19 protein-coding genes and 2 pseudogenes are annotated in these 16,239 nt (G+C 43.0%); 3 read left to right on the forward strand and 18 right to left on the reverse strand.

Annotation, left to right across the window (positions count from 1 at the left end; genetic code table 11):
* Nucleotides 1-20 precede the first annotated feature (20 nt).
* Together ACFPK9_RS00195 and ACFPK9_RS00200 are read left to right on the forward strand one after the other, a co-directional pair.
* Nucleotides 21-782: a glycosyltransferase family 2 protein gene (locus ACFPK9_RS00195; protein WP_377092503.1), complete on the forward strand. Its 762-nt coding sequence runs from the start codon at nt 21-23 to the stop codon at nt 780-782.
* Between the two features lie 239 nt (nt 783-1,021).
* Nucleotides 1,022-2,383: a hypothetical protein gene (locus ACFPK9_RS00200; protein ID WP_377092504.1), complete on the forward strand. Its 1,362-nt coding sequence runs from the start codon at nt 1,022-1,024 to the stop codon at nt 2,381-2,383.
* Nucleotides 2,384-2,918: 535 nt separating this feature from the next.
* Here ACFPK9_RS00200 and ACFPK9_RS00205 read toward each other — a convergent pair.
* The 14 genes and pseudogenes from ACFPK9_RS00205 to ACFPK9_RS00270 all read right to left on the reverse strand — a co-directional run.
* Nucleotides 2,919-3,599, reverse strand: a pseudogene (locus ACFPK9_RS00205) (IS5 family transposase); the annotation flags it as partial.
* Nucleotides 3,600-3,738: 139 nt separating this feature from the next.
* A complete protein-coding gene (locus ACFPK9_RS00210) occupies nt 3,739-3,981 on the reverse strand; it encodes a hypothetical protein (protein WP_377092505.1) in 243 nt (80 codons plus the stop codon).
* Between the two features lie 630 nt (nt 3,982-4,611).
* On the reverse strand, nt 4,612-4,905 hold the full coding sequence (locus ACFPK9_RS00215; protein ID WP_377092506.1) for a type II toxin-antitoxin system RelE/ParE family toxin: 294 nt from the start codon (nt 4,903-4,905) through the stop codon (nt 4,612-4,614).
* Entirely contained in the window at nt 4,905-5,126 is a 222-nt protein-coding gene (locus ACFPK9_RS00220) for an addiction module protein (protein ID WP_377092507.1), read from the reverse strand. Before ACFPK9_RS00220 ends, ACFPK9_RS00215 begins: the two co-directional genes overlap by 1 nt.
* 188 nt (nt 5,127-5,314) lie before the next feature.
* Complete coding sequence (locus ACFPK9_RS00225; RefSeq protein WP_377092508.1) at nt 5,315-5,545, reverse strand: ribonuclease E inhibitor RraB; 231 nt, start codon at nt 5,543-5,545, stop codon at nt 5,315-5,317.
* Nucleotides 5,546-5,564: 19 nt separating this feature from the next.
* Nucleotides 5,565-5,768, reverse strand: a complete 204-nt coding sequence (locus ACFPK9_RS00230) for a hypothetical protein (protein WP_377092509.1) — start codon at nt 5,766-5,768, stop codon at nt 5,565-5,567.
* 549 nt (nt 5,769-6,317) lie between these two features.
* Nucleotides 6,318-6,500: a hypothetical protein gene (locus tag ACFPK9_RS00235; protein ID WP_377092510.1), complete on the reverse strand. Its 183-nt coding sequence runs from the start codon at nt 6,498-6,500 to the stop codon at nt 6,318-6,320.
* A 344-nt stretch (nt 6,501-6,844) separates the two neighbouring features.
* Nucleotides 6,845-7,453 (reverse strand): FMN-binding negative transcriptional regulator, encoded by a 609-nt coding sequence (locus tag ACFPK9_RS00240; protein ID WP_377092511.1) that lies wholly within the window; start codon nt 7,451-7,453, stop codon nt 6,845-6,847.
* A gap of 143 nt (nt 7,454-7,596) precedes the next feature.
* Nucleotides 7,597-8,157 carry a hypothetical protein gene (locus tag ACFPK9_RS00245; protein WP_377092512.1) on the reverse strand — a complete coding sequence of 187 codons (561 nt, stop codon included), beginning with the start codon at nt 8,155-8,157 and terminating at the stop codon, nt 7,597-7,599.
* Nucleotides 8,158-8,259: 102 nt separating this feature from the next.
* Nucleotides 8,260-8,670, reverse strand: a complete 411-nt coding sequence (locus ACFPK9_RS00250; RefSeq protein ID WP_377092513.1) for a hypothetical protein — start codon at nt 8,668-8,670, stop codon at nt 8,260-8,262.
* A 1,009-nt stretch (nt 8,671-9,679) separates the two neighbouring features.
* The gene (locus ACFPK9_RS00255; protein ID WP_377092514.1) at nt 9,680-9,889 is read right to left on the reverse strand and encodes a hypothetical protein; all 210 of its coding nucleotides are present in this window, start codon (nt 9,887-9,889) and stop codon (nt 9,680-9,682) included.
* Between the two features lie 230 nt (nt 9,890-10,119).
* A complete protein-coding gene (locus ACFPK9_RS00260) occupies nt 10,120-10,800 on the reverse strand; it encodes a DUF2971 domain-containing protein (protein ID WP_377092515.1) in 681 nt (226 codons plus the stop codon).
* Nucleotides 10,801-11,437: 637 nt separating this feature from the next.
* Nucleotides 11,438-11,869 (reverse strand): SMI1/KNR4 family protein, encoded by a 432-nt coding sequence (locus ACFPK9_RS00265; RefSeq protein WP_377092516.1) that lies wholly within the window; start codon nt 11,867-11,869, stop codon nt 11,438-11,440.
* Nucleotides 11,870-12,520: 651 nt separating this feature from the next.
* On the reverse strand, nt 12,521-12,781 hold the full coding sequence (locus tag ACFPK9_RS00270; RefSeq protein ID WP_377092517.1) for a hypothetical protein: 261 nt from the start codon (nt 12,779-12,781) through the stop codon (nt 12,521-12,523).
* A gap of 336 nt (nt 12,782-13,117) precedes the next feature.
* On the opposite strand from ACFPK9_RS00270, the pseudogene ACFPK9_RS00275 reads away from it, so the two are divergent.
* Nucleotides 13,118-13,798: pseudogene (locus ACFPK9_RS00275) on the forward strand (IS5 family transposase); the annotation flags it as partial.
* Nucleotides 13,799-13,946: 148 nt separating this feature from the next.
* On the opposite strand, the gene ACFPK9_RS00280 reads toward ACFPK9_RS00275, so the two are convergent.
* From ACFPK9_RS00280 to ACFPK9_RS00295, 4 genes are all read right to left on the reverse strand, one after another.
* On the reverse strand, nt 13,947-14,399 hold the full coding sequence (locus ACFPK9_RS00280; RefSeq protein WP_377092518.1) for a ribonuclease E inhibitor RraB: 453 nt from the start codon (nt 14,397-14,399) through the stop codon (nt 13,947-13,949).
* 135 nt (nt 14,400-14,534) lie between these two features.
* Nucleotides 14,535-14,759: a hypothetical protein gene (locus tag ACFPK9_RS00285; RefSeq protein WP_377092519.1), complete on the reverse strand. Its 225-nt coding sequence runs from the start codon at nt 14,757-14,759 to the stop codon at nt 14,535-14,537.
* Nucleotides 14,760-15,032: 273 nt separating this feature from the next.
* Nucleotides 15,033-15,383: a hypothetical protein gene (locus ACFPK9_RS00290; protein WP_377092520.1), complete on the reverse strand. Its 351-nt coding sequence runs from the start codon at nt 15,381-15,383 to the stop codon at nt 15,033-15,035.
* Nucleotides 15,384-15,718: 335 nt separating this feature from the next.
* On the reverse strand, nt 15,719-16,213 hold the full coding sequence (locus ACFPK9_RS00295) for a hypothetical protein (protein WP_377092521.1): 495 nt from the start codon (nt 16,211-16,213) through the stop codon (nt 15,719-15,721).
* Nucleotides 16,214-16,239 lie beyond the last annotated feature (26 nt).

Genomic DNA, 16,239 nt, shown 5'->3' on the forward strand with positions numbered 1-16,239 from the left:
TTGCCTAATAGCCCTTAGTTATGCCCACTTGTTCGATTGAAAAGCCACTAACAGTGGTGATCCCGGCTTATAATGAGGAGAAGACTGTCGCTCAGGTGATCGACGTTGTACTTGCGGTGCCGATTGTGGGTGAGGTTATAGTGGTGGATGATTGCTCTTCTGATAGAACTGCAGAGATAGTAGGTACGATAGCTGATAGTGAACCTATGGTGCGGCTACTCCGACATGAGGTGAATCAGGGGAAGGGCGCTGCACTACGTACTGGTTTTCAGGGGGCGACCCTGCCGTTTGTCATAGTTCAAGATGCTGATCAAGAATACGATCCGAATGAGTTTCCACTCGTGGTGATGCCATTGATCAATGGTGATTGTGATGTTTGTTATGGTTCTCGTTATTTACGAGATAATCCTCGGCGGGTTTTGCGCTTCTGGCATACAATGGGGAATCGTTTCCTAACAACGCTATCTAATATGGTTACTGATCTTTACGTAACGGATATGGAAACCTGCTATAAGGCATTTCGTCGCGAGGTGATTCAGAATATCAAGATTGAGGAAAATCGGTTTGGTTTTGAGCCTGAGGTAACGGCGAAAATTGCGCGACGGAGATTACGAGTGATGGAGGTGGCAGTTTCGTATTATCCACGTTCATTTGATGAAGGTAAACACATTGGTTGGAAAGATGGTGTGCGCGCGGTGTATTGTATTTTTAAGTATGGCATTTGGCGCCGGAATCAGAGTGTGATGATGCTTGAAAGTTCTGAGGCTTCATCGAATTCGTAAGCTTAATTGATTTGTTAGGTTTTTCTAAATCAGAAAATGGGGTATTCTGGGGAAGTATTTTCCTCGGCTTAGTATGGATTCTTTACCGACTCCTATTGAACGAGAGTTGGATTCTAGATGATGAGGCGACGCACTATCTTTTTTCAAAGAGTGTGTGGGTGAATGAAGATCAGTTATTCAATCAGTGGACGAGGCCTGGACGGAATTTGATACACTGTATAGTGGCTCCGTTTGGGCTTATGGCGACGCGCATATACACTTTGGTGTTGGCGTTTGTAGCTGTTTGGCTGACGGTGTTAGTGGGGCGAATATTGAAAGTGAGAGCGTTGTGGATAGTGCCTTTGATGTTGATTTTTCAATCGTGGTTTCCTGAGCTTTCGTATCCTGTGTTGACACAGACGCCGTTCATGTTGGTTTGGATCTTAGGGATTTGGCTCGCACTTAAACAGAGATACCATCTCGCAGCGTGGAGTTTTGGTTACTTATCGTTGATTAGGCACGAAGGGATTATACTGACAGCGTTGTGGGGGATTTGGTTGAGTTGCCAGCCAGGCGGCTTTTTACGCCATGTCTGGCAGTCGGTTCATTATAAGGGGGCAGTAGATGAACTCTGGCCGAGTCTGGGGCGTGATAGTTTGTATGGGCTAAGTACGTTGGCCCCAATATTGATATACAACGTGTTAGCGCTGAGTTTACATGGAAGTTTTCCATTTGCTGTGTATTTTGCGTCTGAGCCGACGACAATGTACGGTAGCGGTACGATATACCATTATGTGCCTTTGATAATGGCTGGAGTAGGCTATGTGACTTCAATTTTTGCGCTTTTCGGGATGTGGGGAATTCGGAAGAACTGGGCGCCGTGGAGTTTATTGTTGGTGACATATCTCAGTTATTTTACTTTGCATTCACTTGTATATTGGAGGGGAGCTTTTGCTTCTGGTGGTTATTACCATTTTTTGATGCCGATGGCTCCGTTTGTGGCATTGTTAGCAGCTGAAGGCTTTATTTCTGCGAGAGAGCATTTTAAGAAAAAGAAGCGGATGTTCACCATGATAACGGTGGCCATAGTAGGATTTCAAGGGATTCACATGAATCACCATCAGAATGTGTATCAAGACTGGCAAGGGATTCACCGAGGTGAGGCGAAATTTCGATATTCAGTATGTGCTTCTACGATTTCCAAAGGGGAGTACCATAATGCCATTGAAGAAGCCTTGGAGTGGATTGAACAGAAGTATCCGAGCGATCGCCCAATTGTAGGAAAGCACATTGCAGTGAAATTATTACTTGATCAATCAGCTAGCAAAGAGCTGCAAGAGCTTGAATTTTCACCGCTTTATAGAATGCCTGTGGGAACTTTGTATGTTTGGGATTCGAGTTATTGTGAACAAGAAAATCGCATTAAGTATGCCTCCTTTGTAGAGAGTCAAGATTGGCAGGCTGTAGAGTTTATTGAAAAAAAATATTCACCAAAGGAGGCTTCAAGTGAACGTGATAGCTATAGTGTGATCGTATTTGAGAAAGTCACGGCGAATGATACTTCAGATAAAGTTTATGATGAGTTAGGTGAGGCAGATAAGTACAATAGCATTTATAAATGACGTAAAGGACACCAACTAGGAACTTTACATGGAACTGCGCTGTGGGTTTAGAGTGAGAATTACCAGAGAGATGCGGAACTCAACCACGGTGAGTGGTTGGATGCAGCGTCTTGTTCGCTAAGTTAGTTTTACGACAAGTTCTATGCCATAGTAATGCCACTGCTGAGATTGTGAAAAGTATGAACTCTAGGACCCAAGAAGGAAGGAGCAGATCAATACTGTCTTGGTAAGTGAGAAGTTTATTTTCATTTGTATGGAGTGTATAAAGGCGTGTTTCTCCACTGAATAGGTGGAAGATATCTGTCGGCTTCGCAGAAATCCCTACTGATATAGGTTCACCTTTACGTATAGCGGTGTCTAATGCTGGGAAATTAGCGAGCTTTTCATTTAGTGAGAGCGTAATGTCGCCTATATTGAAGTATGTTCTTCGAGGTACTTGTGACGGGGTAAAGCCGTGGTTATTCGTGTTGTAGGAACTGTTGTAATCAACTCTTTTTATTCTAGTAGGGATTCCTAGGCCGTGTGGAAAAATTGACTATCTAATCCAATCCATTATGGATGCAAGACATATGAAGGATACGAAAGTCTCGCTCAATCTATCGTAGCGAGTGCCTATTCTTCTATAGCGCTTAATTCTAGCAAAGTAGTTCTCTACTACATGACGCCTTTTACCGACTTCTTTGATATAAAAGGGCTTCTTCTTTCGATTTTTTCGCCCAGGTATGAGTGCCACGCCTCCGAGCTTTTCAATATGCTCTCTCAAGGCGTCTGAATCGTAACCTTTGTCAGCAAGTACAATACAGTCGGCAAGTTCACCTAATAGCTCTTCAGCTGTTTTTATTTCAGCTTCATTGCCTGGGCGAAGGATTAGATCTAGCAACTTTCCATTACTATTTGTCATCGCATGTAGCTTGCTGTTTCGACCACCTTTTGTTTTCCCAAAGCATTGATCTTTAGAGGTGTCACATTGATAGCAAGCATCCTGGTGAACTTTAATGTGAGACCCATCAATGATTTTGAATTGATCCTCGTTTTTGAGTTTAGCTGTGGCCTCTAGTAACTCCTTGAAGACTCCTTTTTTAGACCAACGCAGATGAAACCGATAGACACTATTCCACTTTCCGTAGCGCTCAGGAAGCTGATTCCACTGGGCTCCTGTTACCAGTATCCACCAGATTCCGTTCAGAGTTCGGTCAAAATTAGCAGGTTTTCTGCCTTTTCCTGAACTGTTAGATTTTCTCTGCTGAGATTTAAGTTAATTTTTTTAGGTGCTCTTTGAGCACGTCCGGCATCGCTGTCGCAAATTTATTCATTTTCCAGCGGAAGAATGCCGGATTTCATTGATAAATCAACGATTAATCAATTTGTCCACACGGCCTAGAGTTATATTTAATCTCAGACCCTATGAACTTAATTTCGGCTTTTTGAGCAACTGTCTCTGATCCTTCAAGAGAGTTTAACTTGTGCTTGAGTGCGTCTAAAATTACTTCATGGCGAGTAATCTCCTCATGTAAGATTTGAGCTTCTGATTTCTCAGTGGCAAAGAGTGTTGCGCTAGAGAGTGTTAAAATAGTTAGGGCTTTGAGTGAAGTTTTCATATTTAGTAGAACGTAAAGCACACCAACCGCGACCGTTGGAGGCCAGTGTGAGATTATGGATGAAAGGTAGAATTACCAGAAATGGAGCGGAACTCAACCGCGGTAAGCGGTTGGGTACAGCGTCTTGTTCTGTAAGGCAATTTAGGGAAGTTGCAGCTTTGAATATTGTGATGATGCCGTGAAACCAAATTCGAGGAATGATCGAGAAATCTGTAAATTTCGAAGGCCAAATGGCAGAAATGTTCGAAACTGAAATCGGTAACTTCAATTAACCGGAACAATCAACAAAGTGCTTTGAAATCTGAAACTGAGGGAATGAGAAACCGTGTTTTCGCAGCTAACTAAAAGAGATCTTCACGAGTGATTACGCTTCAACGGAGAATTGAGATGAGCGACGAGCGGTGCATTCTATGCTGCGATCAGAATAGTTTTACGAATGGAGATCGAATCTGAAAGAAGCGGATAATTTAACAGAACGTAAAGCACACCAACCACGAACCTTGCCGAGAAACTGTGCTAAGGGTTTAAAGTGAGAATTATCAGAGAGGAGAGCGGAACTCAACCACGGTGAGTGGTTGGGTGCAGCGTCTTGTTCTGCAAAGGCAGTTTAAAAGGAGAGACTATGATAAATCAGAAGTCTTTGAGCCATGACCTTGGCTTCCTGTGCTGATGAAATACAGAGAGAATTACTATCTCATCATCTTCAACACTGTAAAATATGGAATAGGGGAAGCGTCTTAGAAGAAACCTGCGAATCTCCAAATCAACAGGACTCCAGGCTTGTGGCATCTCTAGTATAAGGTCAATAGCTCGATCGAACTCATCTAGAAATGTTGTGCCGAGACGTGAAGTATAGTCTTCATAAAACGCAACGGCCTCAGCGAGCTCAACAGCAGCTGATTCGATCAGGCGGTATTTATCCACTAGGAAAGGCTATTACGAAGTGAAGCTACAAATGAGGCGCCGTCAAATGAGCGCGTCTTACCAGATCTATATGCAGCAAGCCTATCTTTGGCTTCAGTAACATGCTCATCGAGATAAGAAATCTTCTTTGAGCTAAGGCTAGCTTGAAGATGATCAACGAGAACTGCGCGATCTGATTCAGATAGCTTCAGTGCTTGAGATTCGATTTGAGCTATATCCATGTATGCAACTTAGTGTTCACTTGAGTGTGATGCAAGGTGAAAGCTTCGCTTTTTTAGCAGAACGTAAAGCACACCAACCACGAACTTTGCCGTGGAACTGCGCTGTGGGTTTAAAGTGAGAATTATCAGAGAGGAGAGCGGAACTCAACCGCGGTGAGCGGTTGGGTGCAGCGTCTTGTTAGCCAAAGTCAGTTTTGTTTGGTAGGGCCTACATCCATGCCGTCATAGCTGCTAATATTATGCTTGTGAGCTAATTTGTAGAGTTCGTCATTACGCGCATCCAACGATGATGGAGAGTGTGTTTCAATCTTCTCTACGTGCAGATACCAGAGAGGGTTTTCATCTTCGCTATCTCTATCAGCTTGGTAAATATCAACAAATGTATAGCCTTGAGACTCCAGATCAGTCTTGATGTTCATGAATGATTCCGGATTAGAGTCAGTGAAAAAAGTATCCCCACAACATGGCGTTATCCATATCCCATTTTGAGGTCTTGCTGATATTCGTGAACATTGACTCTAGAGAATCAAGTGTGATGACTTTACCTGGAACTTCTGTCTTCATCTGCTGGTTGGATTGATTCGTATAGGATTCCTTACAAGATAGTAATGATAAAAAGCTGAGGATTACTATGCGCTTCATAATTTAGGCTAACGTAAAGCACACCAACCACGAACTCTACGTGAAGACTGTGCTGTGGGTTTAAAGTGAGAATTATCAGAGAAGAGAGCGGAACTCAACCACGGTGAGTGGTTGGGTGCAGCGTCTTGTTCTACAAAGGCGATTTTAAGGTGAGTGGTGAGGTGCTGCGAGTTACGTAAAGCTGTTTCATTGTGCTGGAGGGTTCACCTGAAACGATCGACCTCAGAAAGCAACATGCTAAGCCTGATTCTGAAAAATCATCGCTCATTTAGTTAGCAATGTGTTGAGACGAACTGAGGAAAAGCTGAGCATTCAGAAATCGCTTATCTGCAATTCGCGAATGTAGAGGAAATGTCTTAGGAAAAGAGAATGAGTGAAATCTAAAGGACCGCGCAACAATCAGAAATAAAAGGGCTGAATGTACTAAACGTGTGTGATTTAGCAAAAACAGCTCAAATTTAGTAGAACGTAAAGCACACCAACCGCGACCGTTGTGGGCCAGTGTGATATTTTGGGTGAAAGATAGAATTACCAGTAATGGAGCGGAACTCAACCGCGGTGAGTGGTTGGGTGCAGCGTCTTGTTCTGCAAGGCGATCCCTGCGGAAATGATAGAGTGACCAGTGAAGAATGAAAGCCGTGATGTTTCGTGCAACTTGCTGGAGGAGTAACCGAGAATGTTCGAACTCAGAAAGCAACAGGCTGAGCCTGATTCTGAGAAACCATCGCTCATTTAGCAAGCGACGTGCTGAGACGAAGTGAGTGAAATCTGAGAATTCAGAAAACGTGAGTCTGCGATTCGCGAATGTAGAGAAGATGTCTTCGAGAAATGAATGATTGAAGAAAGAGAAGACATCTAACCGAAGAGTAATAAAAGCATCGGATGTACTGAAAATGAGCGATTTATCATAAACTGCGCAAATTTAGCAGAACGTAAAGCACACCAACCACGAACTCTGCTGAGGAACTGCGCTATGGGTTTAAAGTGAGAATTACCAGAGAGGGGAGCGAAACTCAACCACGGTGAGTGGTTGGGTGCAGCGTCTTGTTCGGCAGAGCCAGTTTAAAAGGGTGGAGTTAGAGTTTGTTAGCCTGTGCCATAAACTCAGAAGTCTGATGATCAAAAGGACAACCAGAATGTTTGAGTGAATCAATAACCTTCGACTTATCTTCAAATGACTTATTCTGGTTCATCTTGAAGGAAGCTTGGATGTCAGTAGGCGTGATCTGAAAAACTACAAAACCAGAAAGAAGTTGAATGTATCTGTCGTCACTTCGATCTAAAGCCCAAGGATCTTCAGAACCTTCGTTATCTTGCACTAAGGCGTCGAGAAAATCTAGAACCTCGTCTTGAGAATCGATGATCTTGATGTCTCCAGTCACAGACACGGCACTGTAGTTCCATGTAGGAACGTTGAACTCGGACTCATAGTACTTCGGTGAGATGTATGAGTGCGGTCCTGAGAATACTACTTTAACTTTTGAGTTTTGAGTCCAGCTCTTCCATTGCGGGTTTGCTCGCGCAATGTGACCATAGATAGTCCCGTCAGCTTTTAGGTGAAGAGGAGTTTGTGTGTCGTGAATCACGTCACCATCCGTGGAGATGAGTAAACCAAATGCGTTCTCCTTAATGAAGGAGTTGATGGTGTTTTGGTCTTCAACTTTGAATCTAGGAGGAACGTACATAATTTAGCCGAACGTAAAGCACACCAACCACGAACTTCGCCGTGAAACTATGCTGTGGATTTAAAGTGAGAATTACCAGAGAGGGGAGCGGAACTCAACCACGGTGAGTGGTTGGGTGCAGCGTCTTGTTCTGCAGAGGCAATTTATAGGTTGTCTGCATAATAGTGTAGACTGTGTTCTTCTCCTTCAGACAAGAACCTCAAAACCTTGTTAATAGGCATATTCATAGCGGTACCGTTATCAGAGGATAATAAAGTTCTGGTCGTAAAACTATGAGGGATCTTTTCTTTATATTCAGGATTGCGATCCATGTACGATTCGTACGACTCCCAGAATAAGTTTGCGTCTGTGTTTCGCTTGATAACCTCTCCAGTGTAAGCGCCGCCCCATAATATGGTGTTTTCTAGTTCCTTATCTGCGTAATCAGATCTGTTTGTAAAGACGTGTAGGAGGTATTGATCTACGACTTGGAGACTGTCTTTGCTAAAGTCGAGCTTCTGTCGATCTAACATAGCTGCTGCTGCAATGTCTGTACCATTACTGATAGCCCCAATGAAAAGACCAGAGAATGAATGAAAAATGCTATTTAGTTCTTCATCAAAAGTGATTGTGATTTCTTTTGGAGTTGTAGCTTCTTGAGGAGCTTCTTCTTGATTCTCTGATTTACCAAAAAGGGAGCGAAGTTTGTTTATGCGTTTTTTCATGATTGTTGTATTTAGCAGAACGTAAAGCACACCAACCACGAACTTTACGTGGAAACTGTGCCTTGGGTTTAATGTGAGAATTACCAGAGCGGGGAGCGGAACTCAACCACGGTGAGTGGTTGGGTGCAGCGTCTTGTTCGGCAGAGGCAATTTTTCTTGGCGCTTAATTTTGTAGTTTGAATCGTAGTAGTCCTTGTAGATAAAGTCTTGGTCCTGATAAATGTGGTCGACTTCGATGTTCCTGATAACCTTGTTAATAGAGTTCCATGGCATAGTGCGTATCAGAAACCGGTTCTCGTCACCTTTAGTCTGAATCCCAGCTATAGCTGAGTACGTAATGCTAGAGAGTGAGTTCGTCGCTTGATCGGAAGCCGATGTAACTTTTAAAGGGGTTTTGGGGTTTGAATAGAAACCTGAGATAAAACCTTCGTCTTCAGACCCTATGGAATAAATCGAAATTCTACCGTCCTGGACTCTCACATAATGGTCGCTATCGTCTAAACTCTGAATCATGGAACCAGCGTGATAAATTCCTTCTACGTTCGATGGAATGAATAGCACTGAAGTACCGCAAAAAGCTATGATGGTAGCGATGAAATAGATCCTGCGTTTTTTATGAAGCGTGGACATTTTAGCCGAACGTAAAGCACACCAACCGCGACTATTGTGGGCCAGTGTGAGATTTTGGGTGAAAGATGGAATTATCAGAAATGGAGCGGAACTCAACCGCGGTGAGCGGTTGGGTGCAGCGTCTTGTTCTACAAAGGCGATTTTAAGGTGAGTGGTGAGGTGCTGCGAGTTACGGAAAGCTGTTTCATCGTGCTGGAGGATTCATCTGAAACGATCGACCTCAGAAAGCAACATGTTAAGCCTGATTCTGAAAAATCATCGTTCATTTAGTTAGCAATGTGTTGAGACGAACTTAGGAAAAGCTGAGCATTCAGAAATCGCTTATCTGCAATTCGCGAATGTAGAGAAAATGTCTTAGGACAAGAGAATGAGTGAAATCTAAAGGACCGCGCAACAATCAGAAATAAAAGGGCTGAATGTACTAAACGTGTGTGATTTAGCAAAAACAGCTCAAATTTAGTAGAACGTAAAGCACACCAACCACGAACTTTACGTGGAATCTGCACTGTGGGTTTAAAGTTAGAATTATCAGAGAGGAGAGCAGCGCGCAACCGCGGTCAGTGGTTGGGTGCAGCGTCTTGTTCGGCAAAGTCAATTTCTACGAGCTCCGTATGAAGGTCTCCTCTTGTCATGCCTGATCACAGTAATTCGAATGTAATCAGGAAACACTTTGAACAAAAAATGAATAGGGAAGTCTTTGAGGTTGGACCTCCTTAAACCTGCACCAATTAGGTCAAAATGGTGTCTCTCTGGATGACGACGAGCATATTCTAATGCCGCTGTCAGATCAGTCCAAAAACGATCACCTAAGCTAGGTGAAATATCCTCGTAATATGCAAGAAGCTCGCGAGCCTCTGAAGGAACACGAGGATGGTAGTTGAGGTCTCTCATGTTAACTGCGCCCGACTTGCTTCAGGAACTCTTCATGGGATAGAAGATCTACAGCGCCAGTGTTCATTTCTTCTTCTCTCCGAATGACTTCATCATCATCTGGACCTAATGGATGATGAGGGAGTTCATGAATAAGAAACGCCAAAAGGCCTTCTTTTTCCTCAAAGGTTAAGGAAGCAGCTTGTTTCTGAACATCTAGGAGGCTAACCATGGTTGAATTCTACTCGAAGCTTTGATTTACGCAAGAACTCCTTTATTTAGCCGAACGTAAAGCACACCAACCGCGACCGTTGGAGGCAAGTGTGAGATTTTGAGTGAAAGGTAGAATTACCAGAAATGGAGCGGAACTCAACCGCGGTAAGCGGTTGGGTGCAGCGTCTTGTTAGCTAGGGCGGTCCCTGTGGCCATAGTCGGTGTTATTTATCATATACATTGCCGTGACTAAGGGGTTTCAATAGACTCGCTGAGAACTGAGTATGAATGCTCGTCCATTTCAGCCCTGACTACAGAACAGTCATCTAGACCACTCTTTTTAAGAGCAATCTTCACGTATTCTTCTTCCAGAGGGCATCTGTAGCCCAATATGATGCGTTTAAGGAAGTCTTCTGGAATATCTAGGAAATAGTGGCCACCAGAGATTGTGCATGATGACAAATCGACATGTACTCTATATTCTTGTTCGTATGACCAACCTGTTGACTTCTGGTGAATCATTGCGTCTACAATGGGTCGCATATATACATCATCGTTGAGTTTATTAGTGTTAATGATAGGCCTGTTGTTTGTATATCTTATTTCTTTAACAGTATCATTAAGAATGTGATCGAACTCCAGTGCGACTCCATAATGATTGTTTGCATAGTGTGACCATAATACAGGTTCTTTGGCAGACTCACTCATGCAAATAATACCAAACTGACTATTTAAACTGTTAATGATTGAATCCATGATATGTGTGGCAATCTGACGATATTGAGGCATGACACCCTCGATGCCCGGTCGCCATTCGAATGGATCATTAAATTCAGTAATTCTACCAACACGGAGCTTACCAGACTCTATAGTCTTTAGTGCAGCGTCGGCTGTTAGATAACGATATAAGAGTTTTGAAGAGGGTGTCATTTTTTAGCTAACGTAAAGCACACCAACCGCGACCGTTGGAGGCCAGTGTGAGATTTTGGGTTGAAGGTTGAATTACCAGAAATGGAGCGGAACTCAACCGCGGTGAGCGGTTGGGTGCAGCGTCTTGTTCTGTAAGGCAATTTAGAGAAGCTGCAGCTTTGAATATTGTGATGATGCCGTGAACCAAATTTGAGGAATGATCGAGAAATCTGTAAATTTCGAAGGCCAAATGGCATAAATGGTCGAAACTGAAATCGGTAAATTTAACCAACAGGAACAATCAAATAAGTGCTTTGAAATCTAAAATCTGGAGAATTAGACACTGTGTTTTCACAGCCAACCAAAAGAGATCTTCGCGAGTGATTATACGTCAACGGAGAATTGAGATGAGCGACGAGCGGTGTTTCCTATGCTGCGATCAGAATAGTTTTACGAATGGATATCGAATCTGAAAGAAGCGTACAATTTAACAGAACGTAAAGCACACCAACCACGAACCTTGCCGAGGAACTGCGCTATGGGTTTAAAGTGAGAATTATCAGAGAGAGATGCGGAACTCAACCACGGTGAGTGGTTGGGTGCAGCGTCTTGTTAGGCAAAGGCAGTTTAACAATGGATGGAGTTGGGAGAGGAGCAGCTAAAGATTGTATGGTTGAATAGAATTAAGGAATACTGAAAAGTTTGTGAAGGCTTCGGTGAACTCCATGTATCCGCCATCCCATCTATATATCGGATCTTCTGCCTTACAGCCATCTTTGAAAACAAGATAGCCGAACCCTGAAGAAGCAAACGGATAATGACCATGATTGTGCATCTCTGAAATGAAGAATGGGTAATCATCAGCTACTGATTGCCAGCTAGGCAGTGGCAAAAAAATGTGCTCTTCGGGCCATTCTACATCAGGAACATCTGCTAAAAAAAATAAACCTGATATAGCGTGTTCCTTTAGAATTTGAGCATACCAAGAAGGGCAATGGATCAACTTATCGTTCTCATCCCAGTTTTCATCAATGACGGTAATATTGTAGTTTTCAGCATGTTGAATGCTCCCTCTATGTTCATCAGACATGAGTTTTTGAATGGTAGCCGTTATTTCTAGATTTATGTGTTCTGACATTTTTTATTTAGCCTAACGTAAAGCACACCAACCGCGAACTTTACGTGGAAACTGTGCTGTGGGTTTAAAGTTAGAATTACCAGAAAGGAAAGCGGAACTCAACCGCGGTGAGCGGTTGGGTGCAGCGTCTTGTTCTACAAAGGCGATTTTAAGGTGAGTGGTGAGGTGCTGCGAGTTACGGAAAGCTGTTTCATCGTGCTGGAGGATTCACATGAAACGGTCGACCTCAGAAAGCAACATGCTAAGCCTGATTCTGAAAAATTATCGCTCATTTAGTTAGCAATGTGCTGAGACGAACTTAGGAAAATCTGAGCATTCAGAAACCGCTTATCTGCAATTCGCGACTGTAGAGAAAATGTCTTAGGAAAAGAGAATGAGTGAAATCCAAAGGACCGCGCAACAATCAGAAATAAAAGGGCTGAATGTACTAAACGTGTGTGATTTAGCAAAAACAGCTCAAATTTAGTAGAACGTAAAGCACACCAACCGCGACCGTTGTGGGCCAGTGTGATATTTTGGGTGAAAGATAGAATTACCAGAAAGGAAAGCGGAACTCAACCGCGGTGAGCGGTTGGGTGCAGCGTCTTGTTAGACAAAGGCAATTTAGAGAAGTTGGTGTTGGGCAATAGACTTAAGCAACTCAGCAGATCCCACTGAATCGACAGTCTTATGAATCTCAATGTATGTAGATTCTTTAAAATCCTTAGAGACAGAAACATTGTGAATCATGTGTAATCTACTCAGAATATTGTCGATCCAGCGCCAATCATCATCAGTAATAGGATCAGGAGCTCCTGCGCGGGCAAAACCGTCAATATCCCCCCTGAATCTCTGATAGATCTTGATTTTCTCTACTGTGATCATTTCGACTGTTCTGGGATTGGAGGAAAGGTCTCTTTGTACACTTCTTCGTAAAACTCTGGAGCCATAAAAGACATGCAGCTAGCTTGAGTGAATATGATCAAGCTGGTGATGGTGATATATAGAGAGATCTTCATGAAAGTGGAACTAAGTGCAAACTCTGTGTTATTTAGTCTAGGCCGTGTGGACAAATTGATTAATCGTTGATTTATCAATGAAATCCGGCATTCTGCCGCTGGAAAATGAATAAATTTGCGACAGCGATGCCGGACGTGCTCAAAGAGCACCTAAAAAAATTAACTTAAATCTCAGCAGAGAAAATCTAACAGTTCAGGAAAAGGCAGAAAACCTGCTAATTTTGACCGAACTCTGAACGGAATCTGGTGGATACTGGTAACAGGAGCCCAGTGGAATCAGCTTCCTGAGCGCTACGGAAAGTGGAATAGTGTCTATCGATTTCATCTGCGTTGGTCTAAAAAAGGAGTCTTCAAGGAGTTACTAGAGGCCTCAGCTAAACTCAAAAACGAGGATCAATTCAAAATCATTGATGGGTCTCACATTAAAGTTCACCAAGATGCTTGCTATCAATGTGACACCTCTAAAGATCAATGCTTTGGGAAAACAAAGGGTGGTCGAAACAGTAAGCTACATGCGATGACAAATAGTAATGGAAATTTGCTAGATCTAATCCTTCGTCCAGGCAATGAAGCTGAAATAAAAACAGCTGAAGAGCTATTAGGTGAACTTGCCGACTGTATTGTACTTGCTGACAAAGGTTACGATTCAGACGCCTTGAGAGAGCATATTGAAAAGCTCGGAGGCGTGGCACTCATACCAGGGCGAAAAAATCGAAAGAAGAAGCCTTTTTATATCAAAGAAGTCGGTAAAAGGCGTCATGTAGTAGAGAACTACTTTGCTAGAATTAAGCGCTATAGAAGAATAGGCACTCGCTACGATAGATTGAGCGAGACTTTCGTATCCTTCATATGTCTTGCATCCATAATGGATTGGATTAGATAGTCAATTTGTCCACACGGCCTAACGTAAAGCACACCAACCACGAACTTTGCCGTGGAACTGCGCTGTGGGTTTAAAGTGAGAATTATCAGAGAGGAGAGCGGAACTCAACCGCGGTGAGCGGTTGGGTGCAGCGTCTTGTTAGCCAAAGTCAGTTTTGTTTGGTAGGGCCTACATCCATGCCGTCATAGCTGCTAATATTATGCTTGTGAGCTAATTTGTAGAGTTCGTCATTACGCGCATCCAACGATGATGGAGAGTGTGTTTCAATCTTCTCTACGTGCAGATACCAGAGAGGGTTTTCATCTTCGCTATCTCTATCAGCTTGGTAAATATCGACAAATGTATAGCCTTGAGACTCCAGATCAGTCTTGATGTTCATGAATGATTCCGGATTAGAGTCAGTGAAAAAGTATCCCCACAACATGGTGTTATCCATATCCCATTTTGAGGTCTTGCTGATATTCGTGAACATTGACTCTAGAGAATCAAGTGTGATGACTTTACCTGGAACTTCTGTCTTCATCTGCTGGTTGGATTGATTCGTATAGGATTCCTTACAAGATAGTAATGATAAAAAGCTGAGGATTACTATGCGCTTCATAATTTAGGCTAACGTAAAGCACACCAACCACGAACTATGCCGTGAACCTGTGCTGTGGGTTTAATGATAATTATCAGAGAGGAGAGCGGAACTCAACCACGGTGAGTGGTTGGGTGCAGCGTCTTGTTAGGCAAGTCAGTTTTTGAGTGATTCGGCAGCTCCTTCGGCGAGTTCTGAATAGTTAGCCTTGTATTCGTAAGAAACGTCTAATTCTTCTGATATCTTTTGGAATTCTCTGGAGACATCATCGTAACGTCCAGCTTGAAGAGCTTCCGCAGAGGTGTCGACTAGCTGCTTTGTGGCTCCACCGAAGTCGCTGTTATATTGTAACTTGGTGACGAATTCTGCCAAAAGAAACATGAGACATGCCCAAGCAAAAGTTAACACACCGAAAATGATCCTGAGCGATCGCTTTTTGAGCCAAGCTGTAGAGAATGTAAAAATTGCGAGTACTACGAAAAATAGAGCTATGATTATGTATGACATGTGTAATTTAGCCTAACGTAAAGCACACCAACCGCGACCGTTGGAGGCCAGTGTGAGATTTTGGGTGAAAGATGAAATTACCAGAAATGAAGCGGAACTCAACTGCGGTAAGCGGTTGGGTGCAGCGTCTTGTTCTCCAGAGACAATTTATGAGTTCGTTCTTTGGGAGTTTTTCCGCTGCTTATTGAAAGAAGCTTGCTCTTTTCTGAATCTCTTTAAAGCTAGTTTTTCATCGGCTTTGGCATAACCGAGAGCCTCAGATTCGAGTCTCTTAATATGAGGTAAATTTATGATCGACTGTATATGTTCCATAGGAGGTAGTTCAGAAAGCTTCTCATTCATAAACGCTTTCGATTCAGCATCTCCGTATATCCAGAGGCATATAGGGAATTCAGCTGAGTATTCAGCAATCGCAATAAGTTCTTCGATAGTAGTCGTAAGCTCTACTTGAGCTTCTGGTTCTTCTTCAGAAAGGGTGTTAAAGTGCCGGTAGAGCATCGATGCTAAATTATAGATATGAGATCTCAGTGTAGCAGAGTTCTCAGTGCATACTGCATCACGGCAATTGAAGAACCTGTAATGGAGCCAGAACCACGAATCCTCGAATAACAATCTTATGTCATCATTCTCGATCGCTTGGTCTAGGTGCATTGAGATGCCCTTAAACTCTCTGTACATGAAATGGAGTTTCGTCATTTTAGGAGAACGTAAAGCACACCAACCGCGACCGTTGTAGGCCAGTGTGAGATTTTGGGTTAAAGACAGAATTACCAGAAATGGAGCGGAACTCAACCGCGGTAAGCGGTTGGGTGCAGCGTCTTGTTATGCAGAGGCTATTTTAGTGCAGCTTTGATAGTGTCCAACGTATGAATCGATGACCAATAGACCTTATGATCATGATTATCATCTTTGACATGCTCTCCAATGTACCAAATACCTTCTGTATTATGGGCTGAATTAGGAATATGAGGGCACATAGAACCAGCTAGATCAGACCAGTTAAACTCTATCAGTTGCTGGGCGGAGGAGCCTTTCAGAATGTGGCTACTTGAAAAAGATACATGAAACTTTGCGACTATGCTCGGATATGGCTTACCATCTTTGATTGTAGCATGCAGAAAAAGATTCCGAGCCTCTTCTTCTGTAATTTCTTTACCGTCGTTGAAGTACTTCACAGAGTATTTAGAGGGTTTTCCAACGAGTACGAGAGAGGAAGCTGAAATAGCGTCAGTGAGATTTTGTGAATTCGGAGGGAGTGCAGGAACACCCGAGAATAGGCTGGGTGTCAGAGAGACTGTTAGTAGTAGAGAGAGGAATATTTTTAGCATAACGTAAAGCACACCAATCGCGACCG

This window comes from Rubritalea spongiae, from assembly GCF_042652385.1.
Lineage (GTDB): Bacteria > Verrucomicrobiota > Verrucomicrobiia > Verrucomicrobiales > Akkermansiaceae > Rubritalea > Rubritalea spongiae.

Bases quoted from the DNA above. Each gene is read 5' to 3' on its own strand.
- ACFPK9_RS00260 (WP_377092515.1), bottom strand. From the start codon at position 10,800: ATGACACCCTCTTCAAAACTCTTATATCGTTATCTAACAGCCGACGCT.
- ACFPK9_RS00195 (WP_377092503.1), top strand. From the start codon at position 21: ATGCCCACTTGTTCGATTGAAAAGCCACTAACAGTGGTGATCCCGGCT.
- ACFPK9_RS00200 (WP_377092504.1), top strand. From the start codon at position 1,022: ATGGCGACGCGCATATACACTTTGGTGTTGGCGTTTGTAGCTGTTTGG.
- ACFPK9_RS00285 (WP_377092519.1), bottom strand. From the start codon at position 14,759: ATGTTTCTTTTGGCAGAATTCGTCACCAAGTTACAATATAACAGCGAC.
- ACFPK9_RS00295 (WP_377092521.1), bottom strand. From the start codon at position 16,213: ATGCTAAAAATATTCCTCTCTCTACTACTAACAGTCTCTCTGACACCC.
- ACFPK9_RS00210 (WP_377092505.1), bottom strand. From the start codon at position 3,981: ATGAAAACTTCACTCAAAGCCCTAACTATTTTAACACTCTCTAGCGCA.
- ACFPK9_RS00225 (WP_377092508.1), bottom strand. From the start codon at position 5,545: ATGAACATCAAGACTGATCTGGAGTCTCAAGGCTATACATTTGTTGAT.
- ACFPK9_RS00270 (WP_377092517.1), bottom strand. From the start codon at position 12,781: ATGATCACAGTAGAGAAAATCAAGATCTATCAGAGATTCAGGGGGGAT.
- ACFPK9_RS00240 (WP_377092511.1), bottom strand. From the start codon at position 7,453: ATGTACGTTCCTCCTAGATTCAAAGTTGAAGACCAAAACACCATCAAC.
- ACFPK9_RS00265 (WP_377092516.1), bottom strand. From the start codon at position 11,869: ATGTCTGATGAACATAGAGGGAGCATTCAACATGCTGAAAACTACAAT.
- ACFPK9_RS00255 (WP_377092514.1), bottom strand. From the start codon at position 9,889: ATGGTTAGCCTCCTAGATGTTCAGAAACAAGCTGCTTCCTTAACCTTT.
- ACFPK9_RS00245 (WP_377092512.1), bottom strand. From the start codon at position 8,157: ATGAAAAAACGCATAAACAAACTTCGCTCCCTTTTTGGTAAATCAGAG.
- ACFPK9_RS00250 (WP_377092513.1), bottom strand. From the start codon at position 8,670: ATGATTCAGAGTTTAGACGATAGCGACCATTATGTGAGAGTCCAGGAC.
- ACFPK9_RS00290 (WP_377092520.1), bottom strand. From the start codon at position 15,383: ATGCTCTACCGGCACTTTAACACCCTTTCTGAAGAAGAACCAGAAGCT.
- ACFPK9_RS00220 (WP_377092507.1), bottom strand. From the start codon at position 5,126: ATGGATATAGCTCAAATCGAATCTCAAGCACTGAAGCTATCTGAATCA.
- ACFPK9_RS00235 (WP_377092510.1), bottom strand. From the start codon at position 6,500: ATGAGCGATGGTTTCTCAGAATCAGGCTCAGCCTGTTGCTTTCTGAGT.
- ACFPK9_RS00230 (WP_377092509.1), bottom strand. From the start codon at position 5,768: ATGAAGCGCATAGTAATCCTCAGCTTTTTATCATTACTATCTTGTAAG.
- ACFPK9_RS00280 (WP_377092518.1), bottom strand. From the start codon at position 14,399: ATGAAGCGCATAGTAATCCTCAGCTTTTTATCATTACTATCTTGTAAG.